The organism is Pseudomonas sp. 65/3-MNA-CIBAN-0223, assembly GCF_040310425.1.
GTDB lineage: Bacteria > Pseudomonadota > Gammaproteobacteria > Pseudomonadales > Pseudomonadaceae > Aquipseudomonas > Aquipseudomonas gregormendelii.
Window position 1 is genome coordinate 122,230 of the sequence record NZ_JBEOPV010000001.1, and the last position, 18,575, is coordinate 140,804.

Consider the following 18,575-nt stretch of genomic DNA (forward strand, 5'->3'; position numbering starts at 1 on the left):
CGCTAGATAACTGGGTGACGACACGGATGCGTGATCCGCGATGGCCGCATGGCCCAGGCCTGCCGTTACGCTGGCACTGCGGTCGCTGGCGTGTTGACGATGGTGCTTCGCCGAACGCTACGACCCCGCTGGATTGGTGGAATTTCGGGTTGGTCGGGTCGGAGCCTCCAACGGCCGTCGAATTACCCGAGTTCACCGAGGTACTCATCAGTACAGTTCTTTATCCGTTCGATTTTCCGGCAGGGCCTGTTGGCGATCTTCTAAAAAACTGGTTTGTCCACGATTGGTTCAACCCGCTGCCCAGTCAGGAGGGGGGGTGGCCTGCCTGGGCAATAAAATACGCAAAGTGCAACGCAGTATTAAGCCTGTACTGCGGCCAGAGGCAGCTCAGTGGCGCAGCGTTATAAACTGAGCCCGCCGTCTCGGCTTATGTGAGGGGGTTTGAGGTCCTGGGCGAGCAGCGATAATCGCGGCTTGTTCGACGGATCACCGAGGGTGCTCTGCAAGACTCGCTTACCCGCTATCAGAGGTCCACAGAAATTCGCGAGAAGGTCGAGCAACTGGTCGCTGCCAGCGTCTTTGACCACCATCAGACTGCATACGCTTACCTGAGGAAGTTCTCTTTTGCGCCGTCGCCCGATGGCGCCTTGGGCGCTCGACCCTGTGCACCCTCATATTTCGACAACCGTTAGCGAGCATACACTTGCACGCCGGTTTGTTGGATCTACGCAGGATTCTTCACTGCCGAATCATTGAGCCTTGTCTGGCACCTGTGCACCTTGTAAATCGCTGTCGTACGGGTATCGCAGTCGGTTGGTGCCGGATGCGCGCTTTGTACAAGTCGTAGGCCCATCACTAGGCGATAAACCCGGCGCGCTGCCCTTCGCAGCGATCTGAGCGCCCCCATTGCCCGTCTCCCCGCATTCCGTGCGCCTGTTTCGGCGTATCGAGGACGCCTCAGGGAAACTGAGTCAAATCGATGGAGAAGCGCTGCATGGGTATCGAAAACCTGCCCCCGCCCGATCTTTCAAATGTCAACAAGGGTAACGCTCTCAGCGAAGGATCAAGGCCGGCAGGCACTGGTGCGTCGTCCGAGTTGCGCGGTAGCCGCAGTTCCCCTGACCGGCCAGTCGGGTTGTCTGGCGCCTGCGGGCAAAACCTGCGCTCGCACCGCGGCTATCTTGCGCTACTGGAATCGGGCGTTCCCCTGAAACATATTCCCGACGTTCAGGAGCAGTTGGCGAAGGCGGTCAAGTCGCCCGATCAGGCGAACCTTCTGAGTGAGTGGTTGGTTCATTTTTCTGCCTGTGCATTGCAGCAGGGGGGCACACACATGCTGAACCTCCTGGAACCACTTACGCCGCTAGTCCGGCAGTGTCGCCAGTATTACGCAGGACAGGTCAGCGCGCAGACCCTCGCTCACGACTGGCAGTCGACCTGGTCCAAATTGTCGCACCCGGCGACGCCCAGTGAGTTTCTCGAAGGCGTCAACCAGGCGATTGAGCATGGCATGTCCCCATTGGTGGTGCTGTATGGGCTGGGCAGCTTGTGCGCCATACCACAGCCGATGATACCGCTGCGCCTGCTGGCTGCGGCGATGCTCGGCTACGGCCATGAACTGTTGACTGGCTGGCTGCGCGAGTCTATCGGCACGCCTGCGCTGGAATCCACGCGCATCCTGCTGGAGGTCAATCGGCTGACTGGCAACTGCGCGAGCCTCAGGCACTATTCGCAGCAGGTTTTTGACTCGGTGAACTCATGGGTCGCCCCTTCGCCCGGTGCGCGACTGCGCATCGCCTGGGATAAGGGCACGGTCAGTGCCGAGATCCTGGCGCGGTGGCACGAAGACAAGCGCTGGCTTGAGTCCGATCGAGCGAGCACGGGGATGCTGCAGCATGCGCTGGTGCACGTAGACAATCCGCAACCGGGCCGCAGCGAATCGTCGCTCACCAACGACGGGAGACGATTGGCGAGCCCGTTGCAAGGAGTGCCCAGTGCGATTGGCGGCGCCCTCAGCTGGTTATTGCAACAAAGCCAGCCTGCCGTGCGTGAGACGGATGTCGAGACGCCGCTTTATACGGCCCCCAGCGCGGTATACCAAACGACCACCGAGCGCATTGCCGAGGCGGGCCGGCATTTGCCTGTGCCGGTGATGGCGGTGGCGGCGGCGGTGGGCACTGTCACCGGCGGCTTCGCCGTGATAAAAGGCGCCAAGGCTTTCATCCAGTACATGACCGGCGATCCCGATCTGATCCAGCCCGCCAGCGAGCCTATATTCGCCCAGCATCCACCCCCTGTACAGGCCTTGCTGGATAAGCTGAAAAACCATTGGCATCTCACGCCCGAGGGCGAGCTGATGTCGACCTTGCAGGCGCTCAAGGCAACGCGCGCCGCCGCCGATGCCAATACGCTATTGGCCCGTGTCAGCGCCCAGCTGCACCAGGATTTTGGCGAGTCACTGGCACCGCTGCTGGACCTTGCAACCCCCGCAGCTGACGCCGACTTCGACGAATTCGATGCCCTTGAGGAAATCGTGCCCGTGCGTCAACGACGCGCCGCCGGGACAGGCCTGCAGGCGGCTGAGCGGTTCCTGGCCGAGGACGTCGTCGCCTTGCTCGATCAGGCATCGTCCGGTGCGCAACAGCAGGATCAGTGGTTGCAGCAAGAGGTCTTGCGCGAGCTGTTGAGCAGCCTGCCGCCCGGGCACTGGCTGCACAATGCAAGTGCCGGCGAACAGGCGCTGTGGCTGACGACCACGCAGACCCTGGACGAGGGTTACCAGCGCCTGGCCAACCTGAAGTATGACTCGCTGGCGCAGTTCGAGGCGCAACGGCCCGCCCTGCAGCAAGCCCTGGCCGAGGTCAATCAAAACGAGCTGCAACTGGCCGTGCTGAAAAGCAGGCTCAAGGGTGATTTGAGCCCTGCCGGCTCTTATATGGACGGGCTGGCCGTAGTGATGGCGGCCCTCAACAACGACCCGCGGGTGGCTGTCGGCAGCCTGCGCCTGGCCATCGGCAAAGGGGCGGATGCCGTCTCGGTGCCACTGGCGCAATGGCAGGTGTTTGTGCGGCGTGATGCCAGGGGCAAGGAGGACGGCGTGGTGCTGTACCGTCCCGCCGAGCGGCGGGTGCAGGCGTTCAGTTCGCAGCAGGAAATGTTCCAGCACCCGGATCTCAAGCGTATGCATCAGTCCCTGCGCGCCGAGGTCCGGCCACCGGCAACGCCAGGCCCTGCCACCAGCCGCCCGACCGCGCCCACCGCGCCTGCTCCCAAGGGACTGCCCGAACTGGCCCTGGAGAACGCGCTTCCCGCACAGCGGCCCGCTTTGCGGCGAACCTTCGATGAACGCGGGCGACGAGCGGATCTCTGGGCCTCCGGGGATTTCCAATTGCACACCTACCCCGGCGCCAGCCTGCAGGACAAGCTTGGGCACCGGGCCGGGGAACTGTTGGACAGCGAGCAGGCACGGCTGCAACGGCTGGCCGCCAGCCCGCAACTGGCCACGCAGATGGCCGCCGCCGCGCGCACTGAGCAGCAGTACATGGCCTTCGTCGACGAAAACCTGCCCACCCTGCGCGCCTTCACCCGGCGAACCGAAACCCGCAAACTGACCGAGGTCCTGCAGGGCAAGGGCGGGCTGGCAGCCAATGCCACGGTCGATGCCGACGCCGTCCTGATCACCTTCAATGGCCAGACCTTGAACTGGACCGACTGGGTCCTGGAAGGCTACCGCCGGCATGGCGATAATGTGTTCGCTATCAGCAATAATTTCCTCGCTGATGCCCGCTTTGAGCATGACGATCCAGCCGTGGTCCAGGCACTGGGTACCGTCAAGCAGGACGTCCAGCACTATCTGCGCAGCACTTACGCCGGCAACCAGTACATCGAGTACCTGAAGCAATGGCTCGCGCCCAACGACCTGCGCGGGCAGGCCTTCGCCCAACTGCGGAGCACCTTGATCCAGCAGCAACTGCAGGTGACGCTGGAGCAGGCACGCGTCGACGGGACGATCGACCCATACACCGCCGGGGAATTCAGGACCCTGGTGGATGGCCTGCGCACGGTGACGGTCACGGACACGGGAAAGGCCAGCCTGCAGGCGCTTCAGGTCAACGGGCTGCGGATTCCCGAGGTGCTGGTATTGTCGTTGCGCCAGCGCGCCCAGGAGCAGCGCAGCGCTGCCGCACAACGCAGCGACTACGTGTACTTGCAGGGCCCTTACGGCCCGGAACTGCTGAAGCTCTCGGACTACCAGCAACTGATAAGCACCTCCGGCGCGTACTACGACGATTTGCAGGCACGCGCCCTGCTGGAGGACAAGATCAACGTCGAGCAGGCTCAGCGCGACCAACGCAACACCAGGGTGTCCAGCGTCCCCATCGACGACTTTTGCCGGGACGTCGACCAGTGGCTGTGGGACGGCATCAAAAATGCCAACGAGGCCAGCACCAGCCGCAAGGAGATGATACTCGATCAATTTTTCAAGGGTGTGGGAGGTGCTGCAGGCGTGACCTGCATGGCCGGCAGCCTGGGGATCGCGACAGTCCCCTGCGCCGCGCTCACCCTGGGGCTGATCGGCCATGACGCTGCCAGTGCGCTGCACCACCTGGAACATGGAAGGCTCGACGATGCCTTGATGGACGTGGCATTCCTGGCACTGGATGTGCTGGATATGGGCCCAGGCCTGGGCGCGCTCAAGCTTCACAGGTTGTTGGACTGGGCCGGCAAAGCGCACTTCAGCAGTGCCACCGAGCTGGGTCAAGCTGTGCAGGCTATGGCCCGGCAACGCGACACGGCCTTTACTCCGCTTGGCCAGCTCAACGAAGCCCTGGCGCGCAGCGATGTCACCCGTGAACAGTTGACGGCACTCTCCCCGCGTCCGGGCAAGGCCGATGCAGGCACCTTCTACAGCCATGACGGCAAGCACTATATCCAGGATCGCTACCAGGACCAGGTCAAGGTGTACGAGGTGTATTCGAACAATGGCTGGGCAACGGTACGCGTGCGCGATCCACAACGGCCGCATGGGCAGGGCGCGCCGGTACATTACCGCGACGGGCACTGGCGGGCTGATGAGGGGGGCTTGCCGGGCGGGGGAACAGGGTCTTCCAGTCTCGGTGGCGAGGAACAGTCGAGCTTGCTGGGCAAGGGCGCAGGCTCTTCCGGATTCAGCAGCGAGGATCAGTGGGAGGCGTATCTGCGGCTGTTCACGCTTGACCCCGAAAATCAGTCGAACGCGGAGGTAATCCGCGCGCTACATAGTGCGATCGCGAATAATAAACCGCTGCCTAAATCATCCTTTGAGTTTCTGAAGAATAAAAGTGATGGATGGCGTGCCTATGGGCTGTTCGGGCAGACGCCCTTTGACTCGCTCAAAAACAGTGGTGATCCAGATACGCTCAGGCAAATGGCCGAGGATTTTGATTTCTCGAATGCACCGGCCCTGGCTGAGTGGTTGTGGCACGACAGGCTCGAGTATAGCGGGCCGCGTAAGACTCCATGGCCTCTTTGGGGAATAAAGTACGCGAGAGGAGAAACCGTTCTTAAGTACTATTCGCCAGAGGACGTGCTGAGTGACATGCAGGCGTTCGCCGACGCCGACGTCACCCGCGCCTATTTGAGGGAATTCTATGTCCTTAAAAAGGAGACGCGCGAGCGTCTGCTTACCGACAGGATCAATGGTCGCGAGGTGGTGCTCACTGTATTTCCCAAAGATGTATTGTTTGAAGCCAGGGTGCAAAAGTTGATCGAATCCGGCGCTTTCGCGGATGATCAGGCAGTGCGCGAGTACCTGGCGGCGTTCTGGTTTCCCGCCGACGGCGATATTCTGAAGATGGCGTTGCTCAACGCAAGAATCAAGGGCGGCAGGACGCCCGCCTGGGCGGGTGTCTATACACAGTTCGAGTCCTGGAAGGCGTATCGAAGTGTGATGGCGCGGACGCCAGAGGCGCGTCGTCTCGCGCTGCAGCAAGTACTGGTCAGTGAAGGTATCTGTATCGATCTTGAGCGCGCATACAATTACCTGTTTAAACAATTTTCTGCGTTAGACAAAGAAGATACCCCGGTGTGGGAGCTATGCGAAGAGCTTGTATTGGCGGCGGTACTGGAGAGAGAGCGAAGGCCGGTGTGGGCAATCGGGAGCGTCAAGCCGGAGTCGCTGATGAATATTTACCGGAGTGAGGATATCCCTGTGGATATGTCTCGGCTCGAAATCGTGTTCAGCCCTGACAGTCTTGAGCAGCGCCTTCTTCTACCCGCGGATATGCGGCGCTTGAGTGTTTTGAAGATTGTCAGCGATAGCGCCGTTACCACACCGCTTGAAGTGCGGTTGCCGATAAACATGCCCCGGCTGGAGGAACTTCACGTCCAGAGCATCAGGTTCCAGCAGCCGTTGTCGCTGGACAGAATGTATGAGCTGGCAAAACTTCATATCAGCAATTGCAACGACGAAGAAGTGCTCCATTTTACCTATCTGCCCAAACTGCGGTCGGCGAAGATCACCAACAATAGGCAGTTGCGCGAGTTGAAAGTGGGGCGTGGCATCCGCGGTTTGCAAACGCTGGACATTTCATCTAATCCGCAGTTGCGCGAGTTGGTATTGGGCGCCTCCATGGACGAATTGCAAACGCTGTCCGTTACCTCCAATCCGCACCTTCAGACGACAAAATTGACTTTTCCCGCTGCGATGCCTGACCTGCATAAATTGAACCTGCAGGGTAATAATCTGCCCGACGTGTCCTTTCTAAGGAATGTGCGTCTGCCTGAACTATGGAAGTTGGACCTTTCGCGCAATCAATTGCGCGGCTTGACGTCAATGCCCCGCTTGCCAGTGTTGGAAGAGCTGCAACTGGAGGTCAACGCTTTCAGGGAAATACCGCGTTTTGTAACGGACCTTGCGACCCCCGTGAAAGTCAATATGATCGATAATTTTATCAGTGATCGCGCTTTACACGGCTTCGAAGCAGACATCGCATGGCGGTATCCGGATCAAGCCGTTGTGCAGTTTACTGATCTCGCGGATGAGCCTTCTACAAGGTATGGCCGGCCACTGGGTGAAATGGTGGCGATATGCTCCGTTGCGCGTGAAGGGGAGGCTCTGCGCAGCCTGTGGGGCGGCCTCGATGGCGAAGCGTACGCCACTGAATTTTCCACCTTTCTGGCGCGGCTTTATCAGTCGTCAAGTTTTGAAGACGTTGTCTTCAGGCAGGAAGTGTCAGCATGGCTGGAAAGATTGGCGGCCGATACTGAGTTACGCCGGGAAACGTTCAGGGCGGCCGATAGCGCTTGCGCAAGCTGCGACGACAGGGTGGCTTCGGTTTACAACAAAATGCAGGAAATAGACCTGCGTTTGAATGTGTAAAAGCAGCGAGCGTTTTATGCAAGTGCCCGTGCCCGCCTGGTCCTATGGTTGCGAATCATGTCTAAGGATGGGGCGTTGCAATGAAGCCTGAAAGTGGTTTGCAGGTGCAAGGGGTCAGCTACCGGGCTGCGCCGCGCGATAGCGGTTTTGTCAGCGGGGGGATGCCTGGGATGGTGGTGTCGGTGGCCAACTGTCCGGGTTCTGGTGTCCAGGCTTCAGGGGCGGGCGGGTCGGCAAGGCAATCGCTTTCGCTGGTTCGGGAGTTGCGGGGTGTCGTCTGTGGCGGGCGTCAGTATCTCTATATCGGCAACTCGTATGGGCGTCGAATCAATTTCGACACCGAGGCTATCGCTCACTCCAGGCCCGGCGACAGGGCGCATAAAAAAGCCGAGTCCAAGGTTGCCCTGCTGGAAGACCGCTTGGATGAGCGCAAGCTTGACTTTCAGCAGGCCGCTGCTGACGCGGCGCGCGATAACGGTAAGCGTATGAATGAGATTCTTGCCGTCAATAGAGATCGCCTGTCCCAGGCGCAAACACTGAAGACCCGGTTGGGCGACGCCCTGTCCTCGCAGATAAGACTTGATGGTCTGATCGAGCTATATAAATCGTTCGGCGACGACCGCCCCAACAGATCCTCTCCGATTCTTGGCACTTTAACTCAGGCCGTGACCCGAGGCTAATGGGTCGGGGCGCTACGCCGTTCTGCGAATAACAGGGCCGCCCCGCCTGATCCGTTTCTGTCATCACTTTCTCATCAAGATTGGTGGCTGCCGCCCCCCACACAATGCCCGCCGGGAAATACCCGTGGCAAGCAATGAGGTGTCGGGCATGCACACAGATGAATCGTCAGAAGTGATCACAACGCTGCAAGGCTGGTGCGCCTCGATCAAGTCTGGCGAGCATGTCGTGCGCATTCGCAATGGCTCGTCATTTTTGTATCTGGGGCACCGTGACAGTTCGGTGCAGTGGTGCCTGCCGCCTGGTAGTGCCGGTCTGTTGGCCGCAAAGCCAGGTTTGCAGGTGCTGGAAGGCAGCGCCCGGCTGTTGCCGGTGTCACGCATGAGCCTGGTGAAGCTGCAATTTTTTATCGATCAGGGTGTGCCGTCCAATAGCCAGTCTGCACCGGAGCAGCCCTGGGCGTGGCTGGGCAGTGGCTGTTTATCCCAGGCAACGGGGGGGGCGCTGGACTTCTGGTACCTCTCGCTCGCCTTGCGCGAGGGCCGGGATTATCAGGCGTTTGCTCGGTTGCTACGCCAGTGCGAGAGCTATCAGTTGCTCGGCTTTCTGCTGCAGCAGGGGGTGGGCAGTGAAAAGCTGCAAGACCTGGCCGGCCGCTATGGCGTCTCGGTCTCGCACTTTCGCCGGCTTTGCCAGCAGGCGCTTGGTGGTGCAGCGAAGCCGGAGTTACGCGAATGGCGCACCGCCCAGGCGCTCCTGACCCTGGTCGAGGGGGGCGGTTCGCTCACCGATATCGCCCTGGAACACGGTTATGCCTCCTCTTCGCATTTCTCCAGGGAAGTAAGAGAGCTGGTCGGCGTTGCGCCGAGCAGTTTGATCGACATTACCCGACTTTCGGACGATTCAGTTGATGATGTTTAAACGCTTTTGTTCACCCGCCGTCGCACTGGCACTGTGTTGTGTGCTGCCGGTCACCGCGCTGGCGGCGCCTGCCCGGGAAGGGGAAGGTTACGTCGCTCGTCAGGAAAGCCTGCGGACCTTCTTCGATGCCTTGTCGGCGCCACTGGGCAAGCCGATCGTGCTCAGTAAGGCGGCGGCCCGTCGCACCATAACCGGTGAATTCTCCCTGGCCGAGCCGCAGCAGACCCTGGAGCGTATTGCCCGGCAGATGGCGCTCATCTGGTACAGCGATGGCCAGTCGCTGTACGTCTATGAAGCCGCCGAAGCCAAGAGTACCGTCGTTTCCCTGAACACCATTACCGTCGAAAAGCTCAACGGCTTCCTGCGCCGCTCCGGTCTTCTGGATGCGCGCTACCCCCTGCGCAATGACGGGTTGCGTACTTTCTACGTCGCCGGGCCACCGATCTACGTTGACCTGGTGATGCAGGCAGCGCGGTTCATGGACACCCAGAGCGCGGACCTGCAATTGGGCCAGCAGCGCATTGGCGTGATCAATCTGCACAACACCTTTGTCGGTGACCGCCAGTACGAGTTGCGCGATCAGAAAATCACCATCCCCGGGATGGCCACTGCCATCGAAACCCTGCTGGCAGGCGAAACCCGTGGCGTGGAAACCGCCATCAGCCAGGAGTCCGGGCGAGGCGGCAGAATGCCGGATTTTCCACTGCAAGGGCTGGGCTCCCCTGAGTCGGCGCCCGGTGAACCGGACGCGCCGCGCATCGTTGCCCGCGACCTGGCCGCCGGCAATATCCGCGTGGTGGCCTACCCCGACACCAACAGCCTGCTGGTCAAGGGCCTGCCTGAGCAGGTGCGATTTATCGAAAACCTCGCCGCAGCCCTGGATGAGCCCAAGCGTCATGTGGAGCTGACCCTGTGGATCATCGACTTGCAAAAGGACGACCTGAACGAACTGGGGGTCAACTGGCGCGGATCGCTCAAGGTCGGTTCGCAGGCGCAGGCCTCGCTCAACGGGGGTTCCCTGAGCACCCTCGATGGCCCTTCGTTCATGGCCGCAGTCGCCGGGTTGGAAACCGATAACCGGGCGCGCGTGGTATCGCGCCCGGTGGTGCTGACCCAGGAGAATGTCCCGGCCATCTTCGACAACAATCGCACCTTCTACGCCAAGCTGGTCGGGGAGCGTAACTCGCAACTCGAACATGTCACCTACGGCACGCTGGTCAGCGTGCTGCCGCGGATTTCGCCGGCCGGCGAAGTCGAGATGGAACTGAACATCGAAGACGGCGACGCGATTGAGTCTGAAAACTCCGGCCCGGACAGCTTGCCGACCGTGGGCCGTACCCGCATCAGTACGGTCGCCCGGGTGCCCCAGGGCAAGAGCCTGTTGGTAGGCGGCTTCACCCGGGATGAAAGCGGCGAGGTGCTGCGAAAAATCCCGGTGCTGGGGCATATCCCGTACCTGGGCCGTTTGTTCAGCTATCGCCAGGCACGTAAATCCAACACCGTGCGGGTGTTCCTGATCCAGCCCAAGCAGCTTGATACCCCGCTTGCGCCCGGCGCGGCGCAGATCGGCGCCGACGTCATCGGGGCCGTACCCCGTGATGCCGCCGACCGCGCCGTGCTGCGCGCAATGGATCGTTGAGATGGCCACCATCGGCGGTATTTCTTCACGCATGCAATTGACGCGTGCGCAGCAGAATAACCAGATGCCGGTCAAGCAAGAAGAGCCGGCCGATGATGCGACCCCGGCGGCGGCGGTGGCGCAGTTCGTCGAGAACAGCGATGAAATGGCCGCCTCGCTACGTTCGCAGTTTCGTCGCCGGGGGGATTTCGGCAACCAGTTCGAAGGCCTGGCGGACAGCTTCGAGCGGGTACTGGAGGAGGACGTGGCGCCCAAGGCGAGCCAGGTCCAGAAGCTGGCCCAGCTGCCTGATCGCAGCATCGAATGGCTGCTGGCGCAGGCGCGCGGCCTGTTTCCGGATGACAGTGACCTGGTGCTGGTGCTGCGCGAGTTGCTGCGGGCCAGGGACCTGGCCGATACCACCCGCCAGCGCCTGGAAACCATTCTTCAGGAAGTGTTGAACCAGGCCGAGCCGAAACGCCTGAAGGCCGGCATCAACTCGGCCCTCAAGGCCAAGATGTTCGGCAAGGCGCTGATGTTGCGCGCCAGCCTGATGCGTGACACCTACCGCTCATTCCTTGAGTCCGACGAAGGCGCCGCCCAGTCCTATGAAGACTGGATAACCCTCTACGGGCATCAACACCGTGGCTCGGTCCTGGAGTTTATCGAAGCCGCCTTGCTCACCGATATTGACGCCCAGGACCCTAGCTGTTCGCGCGAGGAGTTTGGCCAGTTGTTAAAAAAACTGGGTGAGCTCAAGCGCTTGCGTTCCGCCGATGTGATCTTCATTCAGCGCCTGCTGGACGATGAACTGGTGCGCCGGCACAACGCCAGTGAGCCTGACTGGTTGGTGTTCCTGCTGGGGCTGCTGAAGTACCCCGATGAACTCGAGCAGTTCCTGCACGGGATCTTCGGTGACCAGTTGCTGCTGGTCGACCACGGCGAGCGTGGTCAGTTGTTGCAGTTTTTGCGCCTGACCTGCCTGTCGCTCCCCGTGAGCCTGTTCGTCGATGAAGAGTCTTTGCAGCGTGTCGCCGAGCAATTTACCCATCTGGCGGACCTGGTGTTCGCCAACGAAACCATCCAGCGCCATGCCGCCCTTGTGGGCCGTTTCAACTCCTAGCTTCCAGGTTCGTAAACATGTTAGATAAATTATTGCGTAGCGTTACTTCAAGGCCGGAACTGCTGATCCTGACGCTGATGGTGATGATCATCGCGATGCTGATCATCCCCTTGCCAACGGTGCTGGTGGATTTCCTGATCGGCCTCAACATCGTCATTGCGATCCTGATTTTCATGGGCTCGTTCTACATCGAGCGCATCCTCAGCTTCTCGACGTTCCCGGCGTTGCTGCTGATCACCACGTTGTTCCGCCTGGCGCTGTCCATCAGTACCAGCCGGCTGATCCTGACCCAGGCCGATGCCGGCGAAATCATTGCCTCGTTCGGCGAGTTCGTGATTGGTGACAGCCTGGTGGTGGGCTTCGTGATTTTCTCGATTGTCACCATCGTGCAGTTCATCGTCATCACCAAGGGCTCGGAGCGGGTGGCCGAGGTGGCGGCTCGCTTCTCGCTCGATGGCATGCCCGGCAAGCAAATGAGCATCGACGGCGACCTCAAGGCCGGCTCGATCGACACCAAGGAGGCCCGTGAGCGGCGCAGTACGCTGGAGCGTGAAAGCCAGTTGTATGGCTCGTTCGACGGCGCCATGAAGTTCATCAAGGGTGATGCGATTGCCGGCATCATCATTATCTTCGTCAACTTCCTCGGTGGCATTGCCATCGGTGTCGGGCAGTTGGGCATGGACATGACCACGGCCTTGCACACCTACACCTTGCTGACCATCGGTGATGGCCTGGTGGCGCAGATTCCGGCGCTGCTGATTGCCATCGGCGCCGGCTTTATCGTGACCCGGGTCAACGGCGACGAAGCCAACTTGGGTCGCAACATGATGACCCAGATGCTGGGCAATCCCTTTGTGATCGGAGTCACCGCTTTTCTCGCGATCGGGGTCGGTATCCTGCCCGGTTTTCCGGTCGGCGTGTTCCTGCTGCTGGCGGGCGCACTGGTGGCGTTGCTGTACTTTCGCCACCGGGCCAAGGGCAAGGCGGCCAGCCGCTCGACGACCGCTGCCCAGGCGCCGGCCGATGGCGAGCCGGGCGGTGAGCTGGGCCTGATCGACGACGTTGACAACATGGCCACCGAGACCATTGCCCTGATGCTGCTGGTGCCCAGCCATCGCCTGGAAGAATTGCGCCAGGCACAGTTGTGCGAGCGCTTTCGCAGCCAGTTTTTCGTCGATTACGGCATCCGCATTCCCGAGCCGCGGCTGCGCGGCGCCGAGGCGCTGCCGGAAGGGCAGGTGGCGGTATTGATCAACGAGGTGCGCGCCGATCAATTCGATATTCACTTCGACCGACTGCGTATCGTCGATTACAAGCCCGAACTCGAACACCTCGGCCTCGACCTGAGCACCGGCCTGGACAGCAACAAGCAGGCGAGCATCTGGGTGCCGCCCGAGCACCGCGACAAGTTGCAGGCCTTGGGGCACCAGCTGCGGCCCGCCTATGACGAGTTCTATCGCTGCCTGGTGACGTTGCTCGCACGCAACATCAACGAGTTTTTCGGCGTACAGGAAACCAAGACCCTGCTCGACGAGATGGAAGCGCGTTACCCCGACCTGCTCAAGGAAGTGTACCGCCATGCCACGGTGCAGAAGATCGCCGAGATCCTGCAGCGCCTGATCGGCGAGCGTATTTCGGTGCGCAACATGAAACTGATCCTCGAGTCGCTGGCCCATTGGGCGTCCCGTGAAAAGGACGTGCTCGCCCTGGTCGAACACGTGCGCGGCAGTCTGGGGCGCTATATCAGCAACAAGTTTGCCCATGGCAACGACCTGCGCGTGCTGCTGTTGTCACCGGAGTTCGAAGACGTGATGCGCAAGGGCATCCGCCAGACCTCCGCCGGCAGTTTCCTCAACCTCGAGCCCGCCGCCAGCGAAGAACTGATGGACCGCCTGGCCCTGGGCCTGGACAGCCTGCACTTCGCGCAAAAAGACCTGGTGCTCCTGGCATCGGTGGATATCCGGCGCTACATCAAGAAATTTATCGAAGGCCGCTTCCGTGAGCTGGATGTCGTTTCCTTTGGTGAGATTTCCGACAGCATTTCCGTAAACGTGATCAAGACCCTGTAAGGAAGATTTCTCTATGCAACATATCGATATTGCCTCTTTGCTCCGCGACGCACTGCAGTTAAGCGGTTGCACCGATGAACAGATCGGAAGCTTCGACGGCCACAGCACCATCGAACTCGAACTCGCCAACCTGCCCGACATCCGTATGGGCGTGATCAACGATGGGCTGTGGTTCTGGAGTTCATTGGTGGAATCGGGCGACATGTTGCTGGGGCATTGTTCGGAACACTTGTTGCGCTTTCTGATGCAGGGTTGTGCGTTTGCCCACACCGAGCAGATGCAACTGGCGGAGGTCGACGGTGAGCTGGAAGTCCGGGTATTGCTCGCCGAGAGCGCCTACGACAGCGCCGAGCAGCTGGCCAGCACCATTGAAGATTACCTGGCGGCCTTGACCACGCTGTGCGAGCTCGTACGGCAATGAACCGGCTGCTGCTGGAGCGCCATGGCGCTCACCCGTTGCGCCTCAATGGGCCGCTGATCCAGGCGGCGCTGGGCAACGTGGTGATTGGCGAGGTCTGCGAAGTCCGCCGCGACTGGCGCGACCCGCACATCAGCGCCCGGGCGCAGGTGATCGGCTTCTGTCCGGACGCGGTGCTGCTGAGCCTGCTCGGCGAGGCGCGGGGACTGTCCCGCGAATCGCTGATCGTGCCCACCGGCGCCTTGCTCAGCCTGCATTGCAGCTCGGCGATGCTTGGCGCGGTGGTCGACCCGCAAGGTGTGATTGTCGAGCGGCTGGCGCCGAGCGACGCATTCGATGGCCAGGACTACCCGGTGGATGCGGCGCCGCCGGCTTATCACCAGCGCCGTCCGGTCGACCAGCCGCTGGCCACCGGCGTGCGGGTGATCGACGGCTTGCTGACCTGCGGCATTGGCCAGCGCATCGGCATCTTCGCCGCGGCCGGCTCCGGCAAGACCTCGATGATGAACATGCTGATCGCCCACAGCGACGCCGATATTTTTGTCGTCGGCCTGATCGGCGAGCGGGGGCGGGAGGTCACCGAGTTCGTCGAGACCCTGCGCCAATCGGATAAATGTGCCCGTTGCGTGGTGGTCTACGCCACGTCGGATTTTTCCTCGGTGGACCGCTGCAACGCTGCGCTGCAAGCCACCACAATCGCCGAATTCTTTCGCGACCAGGGCTACAACGTGGTGCTGCTGCTCGATTCCATGACCCGTTATGCCCGGGCCCGGCGTGACCTGGCCCTGGCCGCCGGCGAGGCGCCGGCGCGGCGCGGCTACCCGGCGTCGGTATTCGATTCCCTGCCACGCTTGCTGGAGCGTCCCGGCGTCACCGCTACCGGCAGTATCACCGCGTTCTACACGGTACTGCTCGAAAGCGATGACGAGCCGGACCCGATTGCCGAGGAAATCCGCTCGATCCTCGACGGGCACATCTACCTCAGCCGCAAGCTGGCGGCCAGCGGGCATTTTCCGGCCATTGACGTGCTGCGCAGCGCCAGCCGCGTGGCCCATCAGGTCACCGAGCGCGAGACGCAGCAACTGGCGGCACGCACCCGCGAGGTCATGACCCGCCTCGAAGAGCTGCAGGTGTTCCTGGACCTGGGTGAATACCGCCGAGGCGAAAACCCCGCCAACGACCATGCCATGGACCGGCGCGAGGCCCTGCTCGACTGGCTGCGCCAGGACCTGGCAGAGCCGTGCGCGCCGTCCCTGGCGCTGGAGAGCCTGCATGGCCTCATTGATTGAAGTCCGCCGCCTGCTGCGCTTCAGTGATCATCGCCAGCAGCGCTGTGAGCAGGCCCTGGGCACTGCCCGGCGCCGCTTGAGCCCGCTGGAACAGGAACTGGACGCTATCGACCAGCAGGCCGAGGGCTTCAAGGACTTGTTGCTCAGCAGCCGCATGGAGGCACAAACCGTGAGCCACTCGCAGTTGTTCGCGCAGTTGCGGCGCCAGGCGGTGATCCGTCGCCAGATCGCCAACCTCGGCCTGGAGCGGGCCCGGGTGCTGGAGCGCCATGGCGAAGTGGTAGAGCAACTGGATGATTTGCAGCAGCAGCGCAAAAGCCTGCTGGGCCGGCACGCGAAGTACCAGCACCTGGAACAACGCCTGCTCGCCGAGCATCGTGCGCGCCGTTGGCGCCTTGAAGAACATGACATCGAAGAATTAGTGGTGAAGAAAAAATGAGCACGTCAATTGCTGCGCCTGTAACCCGTCCGGTGGTGGCTGTATTGCCCGTGGATGAGCCCGGCGAACACCCCGGTCGGCCGCCTGTCGCCGAGCGCGATGAGTCGCAAGACCTGCCCGAAGGGGCGCTGGTATGGCTGGCGCAACTGCAGCCATTGCCCGAGCCCCTGTCACGGCCTGCGACAGGGCTCAAGCAGACACGCGGTGGCGCGCCGGAAAAAGCCTCGGTCGCCGCAGCGCCCGGGGTGCCGTCGATGCCGGGGGGCGTGACGGTTCAAGGCCCGTTGGCCGCGAGGGGGGGCGCCTCCATACCCATGAAGGTAGCAGGCGCGGTGACTGTCGCGATGGCAGTGCCCGCGCTGGCGCAATCATTGGCCGGGCCTGCGCGAACGGTGCCAACGACCCCGGCAACACAATTGCCAGCGCCACCCGCTGCTCTCGAGCCGCCGAAGCCGTCGGCGATCAAGCCCGTGCCACCGCAGGCAACGACAGCGGCAAGGCCATTGCCGATAAGTGATGTCCCTGGCTTGCCGGGCAGCGGGTCGGCCGCAGTGGCCGAAAGCCCGGCGCAACCGGTGCCGGCCAATATGCTGCAAGGCGTGGCGAGCACCGCTTCGCCGACGACGACGGCAAAGCCTGGCGCCAAGCCTGGGTCAACGCCCACAGACGGCGATACCCCGCCGCCCCAGAGCGCCCAACAGTTGCAACCCGGCCTTGAACGCACCGCACGGGCCCAAGCCGCGCCGCAGGCCGCTTTTAACCCGCCGCCGACCGGCAAGCCTGAGGTCCCCGCAGAGAAAGCCGCGCAGCCTTACCTGCAAGTGCCGTTCAGCAAAGGCGATATCACCGGTGTGGTCACCATCCAAAAGGCGCCGGCCGACATGCCCCAGCAACTGTTGCTCAGCCCCAGCAATGCCCAGGTGTCCGGCCATCTGCGCGACGGCCTGGAGTTGGCCCCGCAAACAATTTGGCAACTGAACGAGCAACACGAGCAGGCGCACGACGAGCATCGCCAGCACCACGCAGGCGACGATGAACCGCAAGACGATGCACCACAGCCGTTGGCGCGAATGCTGGCCGTGCAGGGCATGCAACCGTGACGCGCACACCGCTGTTGCGCAATGTTCCGCGGCTGCAGTACCAGCGCAGCCAGGCCGTGGCGCGTTGGCGGCGCGACGGGCATCCGGTGCAACTGAGCCGGGTGCCGCGCCAGGGGCGCTACATCAGTTTTTATGCGCAAGGTCGGCTCGGGCTGTGGCAGGGCTTGATCGACAGTGATCAATGGTTGCAGGCCATCTGGCCGCAATGGTCGCAACTGCTGGGGCGCAGCTTCGTCGACAACAACCTGCTCGAGCTCTTCAGCCTGCTGGAACGTCCATTGGAACTGCCACTGCTGTTGCTCGACTACCAGCACCTGTTCGATGTCCAGAGCGTTGACGGTGCAGCCCTGGAAGCGGCCGAGCTGCCGTGTATCGCCACCGACCAGGGGCCCTGCTGGGTACTGGGCCTGCCGGCTGACACCGCTCGCGAACCGCGGGCGCTGCAACCCTGGACCCGGCGCCTGGAACAGACATTGCGCGTGGTGCTGGGCTCAACCGAACTCACCCCTTTACAGCTGCGCCGCCTGGCCGAGGGCGACGTGCTGATGTTCAAGCAACGCCGCCAGCTCTGGCTGGCGGGGCGCCGTATCGGTCAATTCACTTTTATCGAAGAAGGTCTGCATATGGAACTTACCCCTGAGGAGGTCACGTCCGACCTCAGCGAATGCGCAGTGTCACCGCTGCCGGTCAAGCTGCAGTTCGTGCTTGCCGAGCTCACCTTGAGCATGGCCCAACTCAATGACTTCATCGAGCGCCAGGTATTGCCGCTGGGCCCCGAGGCCCTGCAACAGGTCGAGGTTCGCGTCGGCGACCAGTGCATCGCCATCGGCGAACTGGTGCGCATGGACGAGCGTCTCGGGCTTGAATTGCGTGAGGTATATCGAGGCCCGGGCAATGAATGACGTGTCAATGATCGGACTGCTGGCAGTGGCCTCGCTGCTGCCGTTTCTGATCGCCGCCGGCACCTGCTACATCAAGTTCTCGATCGTGTTCGTCATCGTGCGCAATGCCCTGGGCCTGCAACAGGTGCCCTCCAACATGACCCTCAATGCAGTGGCCTTGATGCTGGCCGTTTTTGTCATGAGCCCGGTGATTCAACAGGGTTATGACTACTACAAGGACAATCAGGTCGAGTTCACCAGCATCGATGCGGTGGTGGCATTTGCCGACAACGGCCTGGGCAGCTACCGCGACTACCTGATCCGCTACACCGATCCGGAGCTGGCGCAGTTCTTCGAGCGTGCCCAACTCGCCCGCGAGGGTCAGGAGGCGCCGGACCATGAGGTCGAGCAGGAGTTGGAGCCGTCCCTGTTTGCCTTGTTGCCGGCCTACGCCCTGAGCGAAATCAAGGCCGCGTTCAAGATCGGTTTCTACCTGTACCTGCCGTTTGTCATCGTCGACCTGGTGATCTCCAGCATCCTGCTGGCCCTGGGCATGATGATGATGAGCCCGGTGATCATTTCCGTGCCGATCAAGCTGGTGCTGTTCGTCGCGCTCGATGGCTGGTCGCTGCTTTCCACCGGCCTGATCGGGCAGTACCTGTCCGTGGCGCAATGAGTA

12 protein-coding genes are annotated in these 18,575 nt (G+C 61.8%); all 12 read left to right on the forward strand.

All coding sequences use genetic code 11. The annotated features are described in order from the left end of the window. Nucleotides 1-994 precede the first annotated feature (994 nt). The 12 genes from AAEZ09_RS00515 (at nt 995) to AAEZ09_RS00570 (ending at nt 18,572) form a co-directional block, all read left to right on the forward strand. Complete coding sequence (locus AAEZ09_RS00515; RefSeq protein WP_350597518.1) at nt 995-7,360, forward strand: NEL-type E3 ubiquitin ligase domain-containing protein; 6,366 nt, start codon at nt 995-997, stop codon at nt 7,358-7,360. Between the two features lie 80 nt (nt 7,361-7,440). Beyond that, nucleotides 7,441-8,040 carry a hypothetical protein gene (locus tag AAEZ09_RS00520; RefSeq protein ID WP_350597520.1) on the forward strand — a complete coding sequence of 200 codons (600 nt, stop codon included), beginning with the start codon at nt 7,441-7,443 and terminating at the stop codon, nt 8,038-8,040. A 148-nt stretch (nt 8,041-8,188) separates the two neighbouring features. Continuing rightward, nucleotides 8,189-8,959, forward strand: coding sequence for a helix-turn-helix domain-containing protein (locus AAEZ09_RS00525; RefSeq protein WP_350597523.1), 771 nt, complete (start codon nt 8,189-8,191; stop codon nt 8,957-8,959). Next, complete coding sequence (sctC, locus tag AAEZ09_RS00530) at nt 8,949-10,598, forward strand: type III secretion system outer membrane ring subunit SctC (protein WP_350597525.1); 1,650 nt, start codon at nt 8,949-8,951, stop codon at nt 10,596-10,598. Before AAEZ09_RS00525 ends, sctC begins: the two co-directional genes overlap by 11 nt. A gap of 1 nt (nt 10,599) precedes the next feature. Further along, entirely contained in the window at nt 10,600-11,700 is a 1,101-nt protein-coding gene (sctW, locus tag AAEZ09_RS00535; protein ID WP_350597526.1) for a type III secretion system gatekeeper subunit SctW, read from the forward strand. Nucleotides 11,701-11,717: 17 nt separating this feature from the next. Next, nucleotides 11,718-13,769: an EscV/YscV/HrcV family type III secretion system export apparatus protein gene (locus tag AAEZ09_RS00540; protein ID WP_350597528.1), complete on the forward strand. Its 2,052-nt coding sequence runs from the start codon at nt 11,718-11,720 to the stop codon at nt 13,767-13,769. A 13-nt stretch (nt 13,770-13,782) separates the two neighbouring features. Further along, nucleotides 13,783-14,190 carry an InvB/SpaK family type III secretion system chaperone gene (locus AAEZ09_RS00545; protein WP_350597531.1) on the forward strand — a complete coding sequence of 136 codons (408 nt, stop codon included), beginning with the start codon at nt 13,783-13,785 and terminating at the stop codon, nt 14,188-14,190. Next, complete coding sequence (gene sctN, locus AAEZ09_RS00550; RefSeq protein WP_350597533.1) at nt 14,187-15,476, forward strand: type III secretion system ATPase SctN; 1,290 nt, start codon at nt 14,187-14,189, stop codon at nt 15,474-15,476. The genes AAEZ09_RS00545 and sctN overlap by 4 nt, the downstream gene beginning before the upstream one ends. Further along, complete coding sequence (locus AAEZ09_RS00555) at nt 15,460-15,915, forward strand: SpaM family type III secretion system protein (protein ID WP_350597535.1); 456 nt, start codon at nt 15,460-15,462, stop codon at nt 15,913-15,915. The genes sctN and AAEZ09_RS00555 overlap by 17 nt, the downstream gene beginning before the upstream one ends. Beyond that, entirely contained in the window at nt 15,912-17,015 is a 1,104-nt protein-coding gene (locus AAEZ09_RS00560) for a SpaN/EivJ family type III secretion system needle length determinant (RefSeq protein WP_350597538.1), read from the forward strand. The genes AAEZ09_RS00555 and AAEZ09_RS00560 overlap by 4 nt, the downstream gene beginning before the upstream one ends. Further along, nucleotides 17,012-17,917, forward strand: a complete 906-nt coding sequence (locus AAEZ09_RS00565; protein WP_350597540.1) for a FliM/FliN family flagellar motor switch protein — start codon at nt 17,012-17,014, stop codon at nt 17,915-17,917. The genes AAEZ09_RS00560 and AAEZ09_RS00565 overlap by 4 nt, the downstream gene beginning before the upstream one ends. After that, nucleotides 17,910-18,572: an EscR/YscR/HrcR family type III secretion system export apparatus protein gene (locus AAEZ09_RS00570; RefSeq protein ID WP_350597543.1), complete on the forward strand. Its 663-nt coding sequence runs from the start codon at nt 17,910-17,912 to the stop codon at nt 18,570-18,572. Before AAEZ09_RS00565 ends, AAEZ09_RS00570 begins: the two co-directional genes overlap by 8 nt. The last annotated feature ends 3 nt before the right edge of the window (nt 18,573-18,575 follow it).

Excerpts from the sequence above, each read along its gene's own strand:
- AAEZ09_RS00515 (WP_350597518.1), top strand. The coding sequence starts at position 995 with ATGGGTATCGAAAACCTGCCCCCGCCCGATCTTTCAAATGTCAACAAG.
- AAEZ09_RS00520 (WP_350597520.1), top strand. The coding sequence starts at position 7,441 with ATGAAGCCTGAAAGTGGTTTGCAGGTGCAAGGGGTCAGCTACCGGGCT.
- AAEZ09_RS00525 (WP_350597523.1), top strand. The coding sequence starts at position 8,189 with ATGCACACAGATGAATCGTCAGAAGTGATCACAACGCTGCAAGGCTGG.
- sctC (WP_350597525.1), top strand. The coding sequence starts at position 8,949 with ATGATGTTTAAACGCTTTTGTTCACCCGCCGTCGCACTGGCACTGTGT.
- sctW (WP_350597526.1), top strand. The coding sequence starts at position 10,600 with ATGGCCACCATCGGCGGTATTTCTTCACGCATGCAATTGACGCGTGCG.
- AAEZ09_RS00540 (WP_350597528.1), top strand. The coding sequence starts at position 11,718 with ATGTTAGATAAATTATTGCGTAGCGTTACTTCAAGGCCGGAACTGCTG.
- AAEZ09_RS00545 (WP_350597531.1), top strand. The coding sequence starts at position 13,783 with ATGCAACATATCGATATTGCCTCTTTGCTCCGCGACGCACTGCAGTTA.
- sctN (WP_350597533.1), top strand. The coding sequence starts at position 14,187 with ATGAACCGGCTGCTGCTGGAGCGCCATGGCGCTCACCCGTTGCGCCTC.
- AAEZ09_RS00555 (WP_350597535.1), top strand. The coding sequence starts at position 15,460 with ATGGCCTCATTGATTGAAGTCCGCCGCCTGCTGCGCTTCAGTGATCAT.
- AAEZ09_RS00560 (WP_350597538.1), top strand. The coding sequence starts at position 15,912 with ATGAGCACGTCAATTGCTGCGCCTGTAACCCGTCCGGTGGTGGCTGTA.
- AAEZ09_RS00570 (WP_350597543.1), top strand. The coding sequence starts at position 17,910 with ATGAATGACGTGTCAATGATCGGACTGCTGGCAGTGGCCTCGCTGCTG.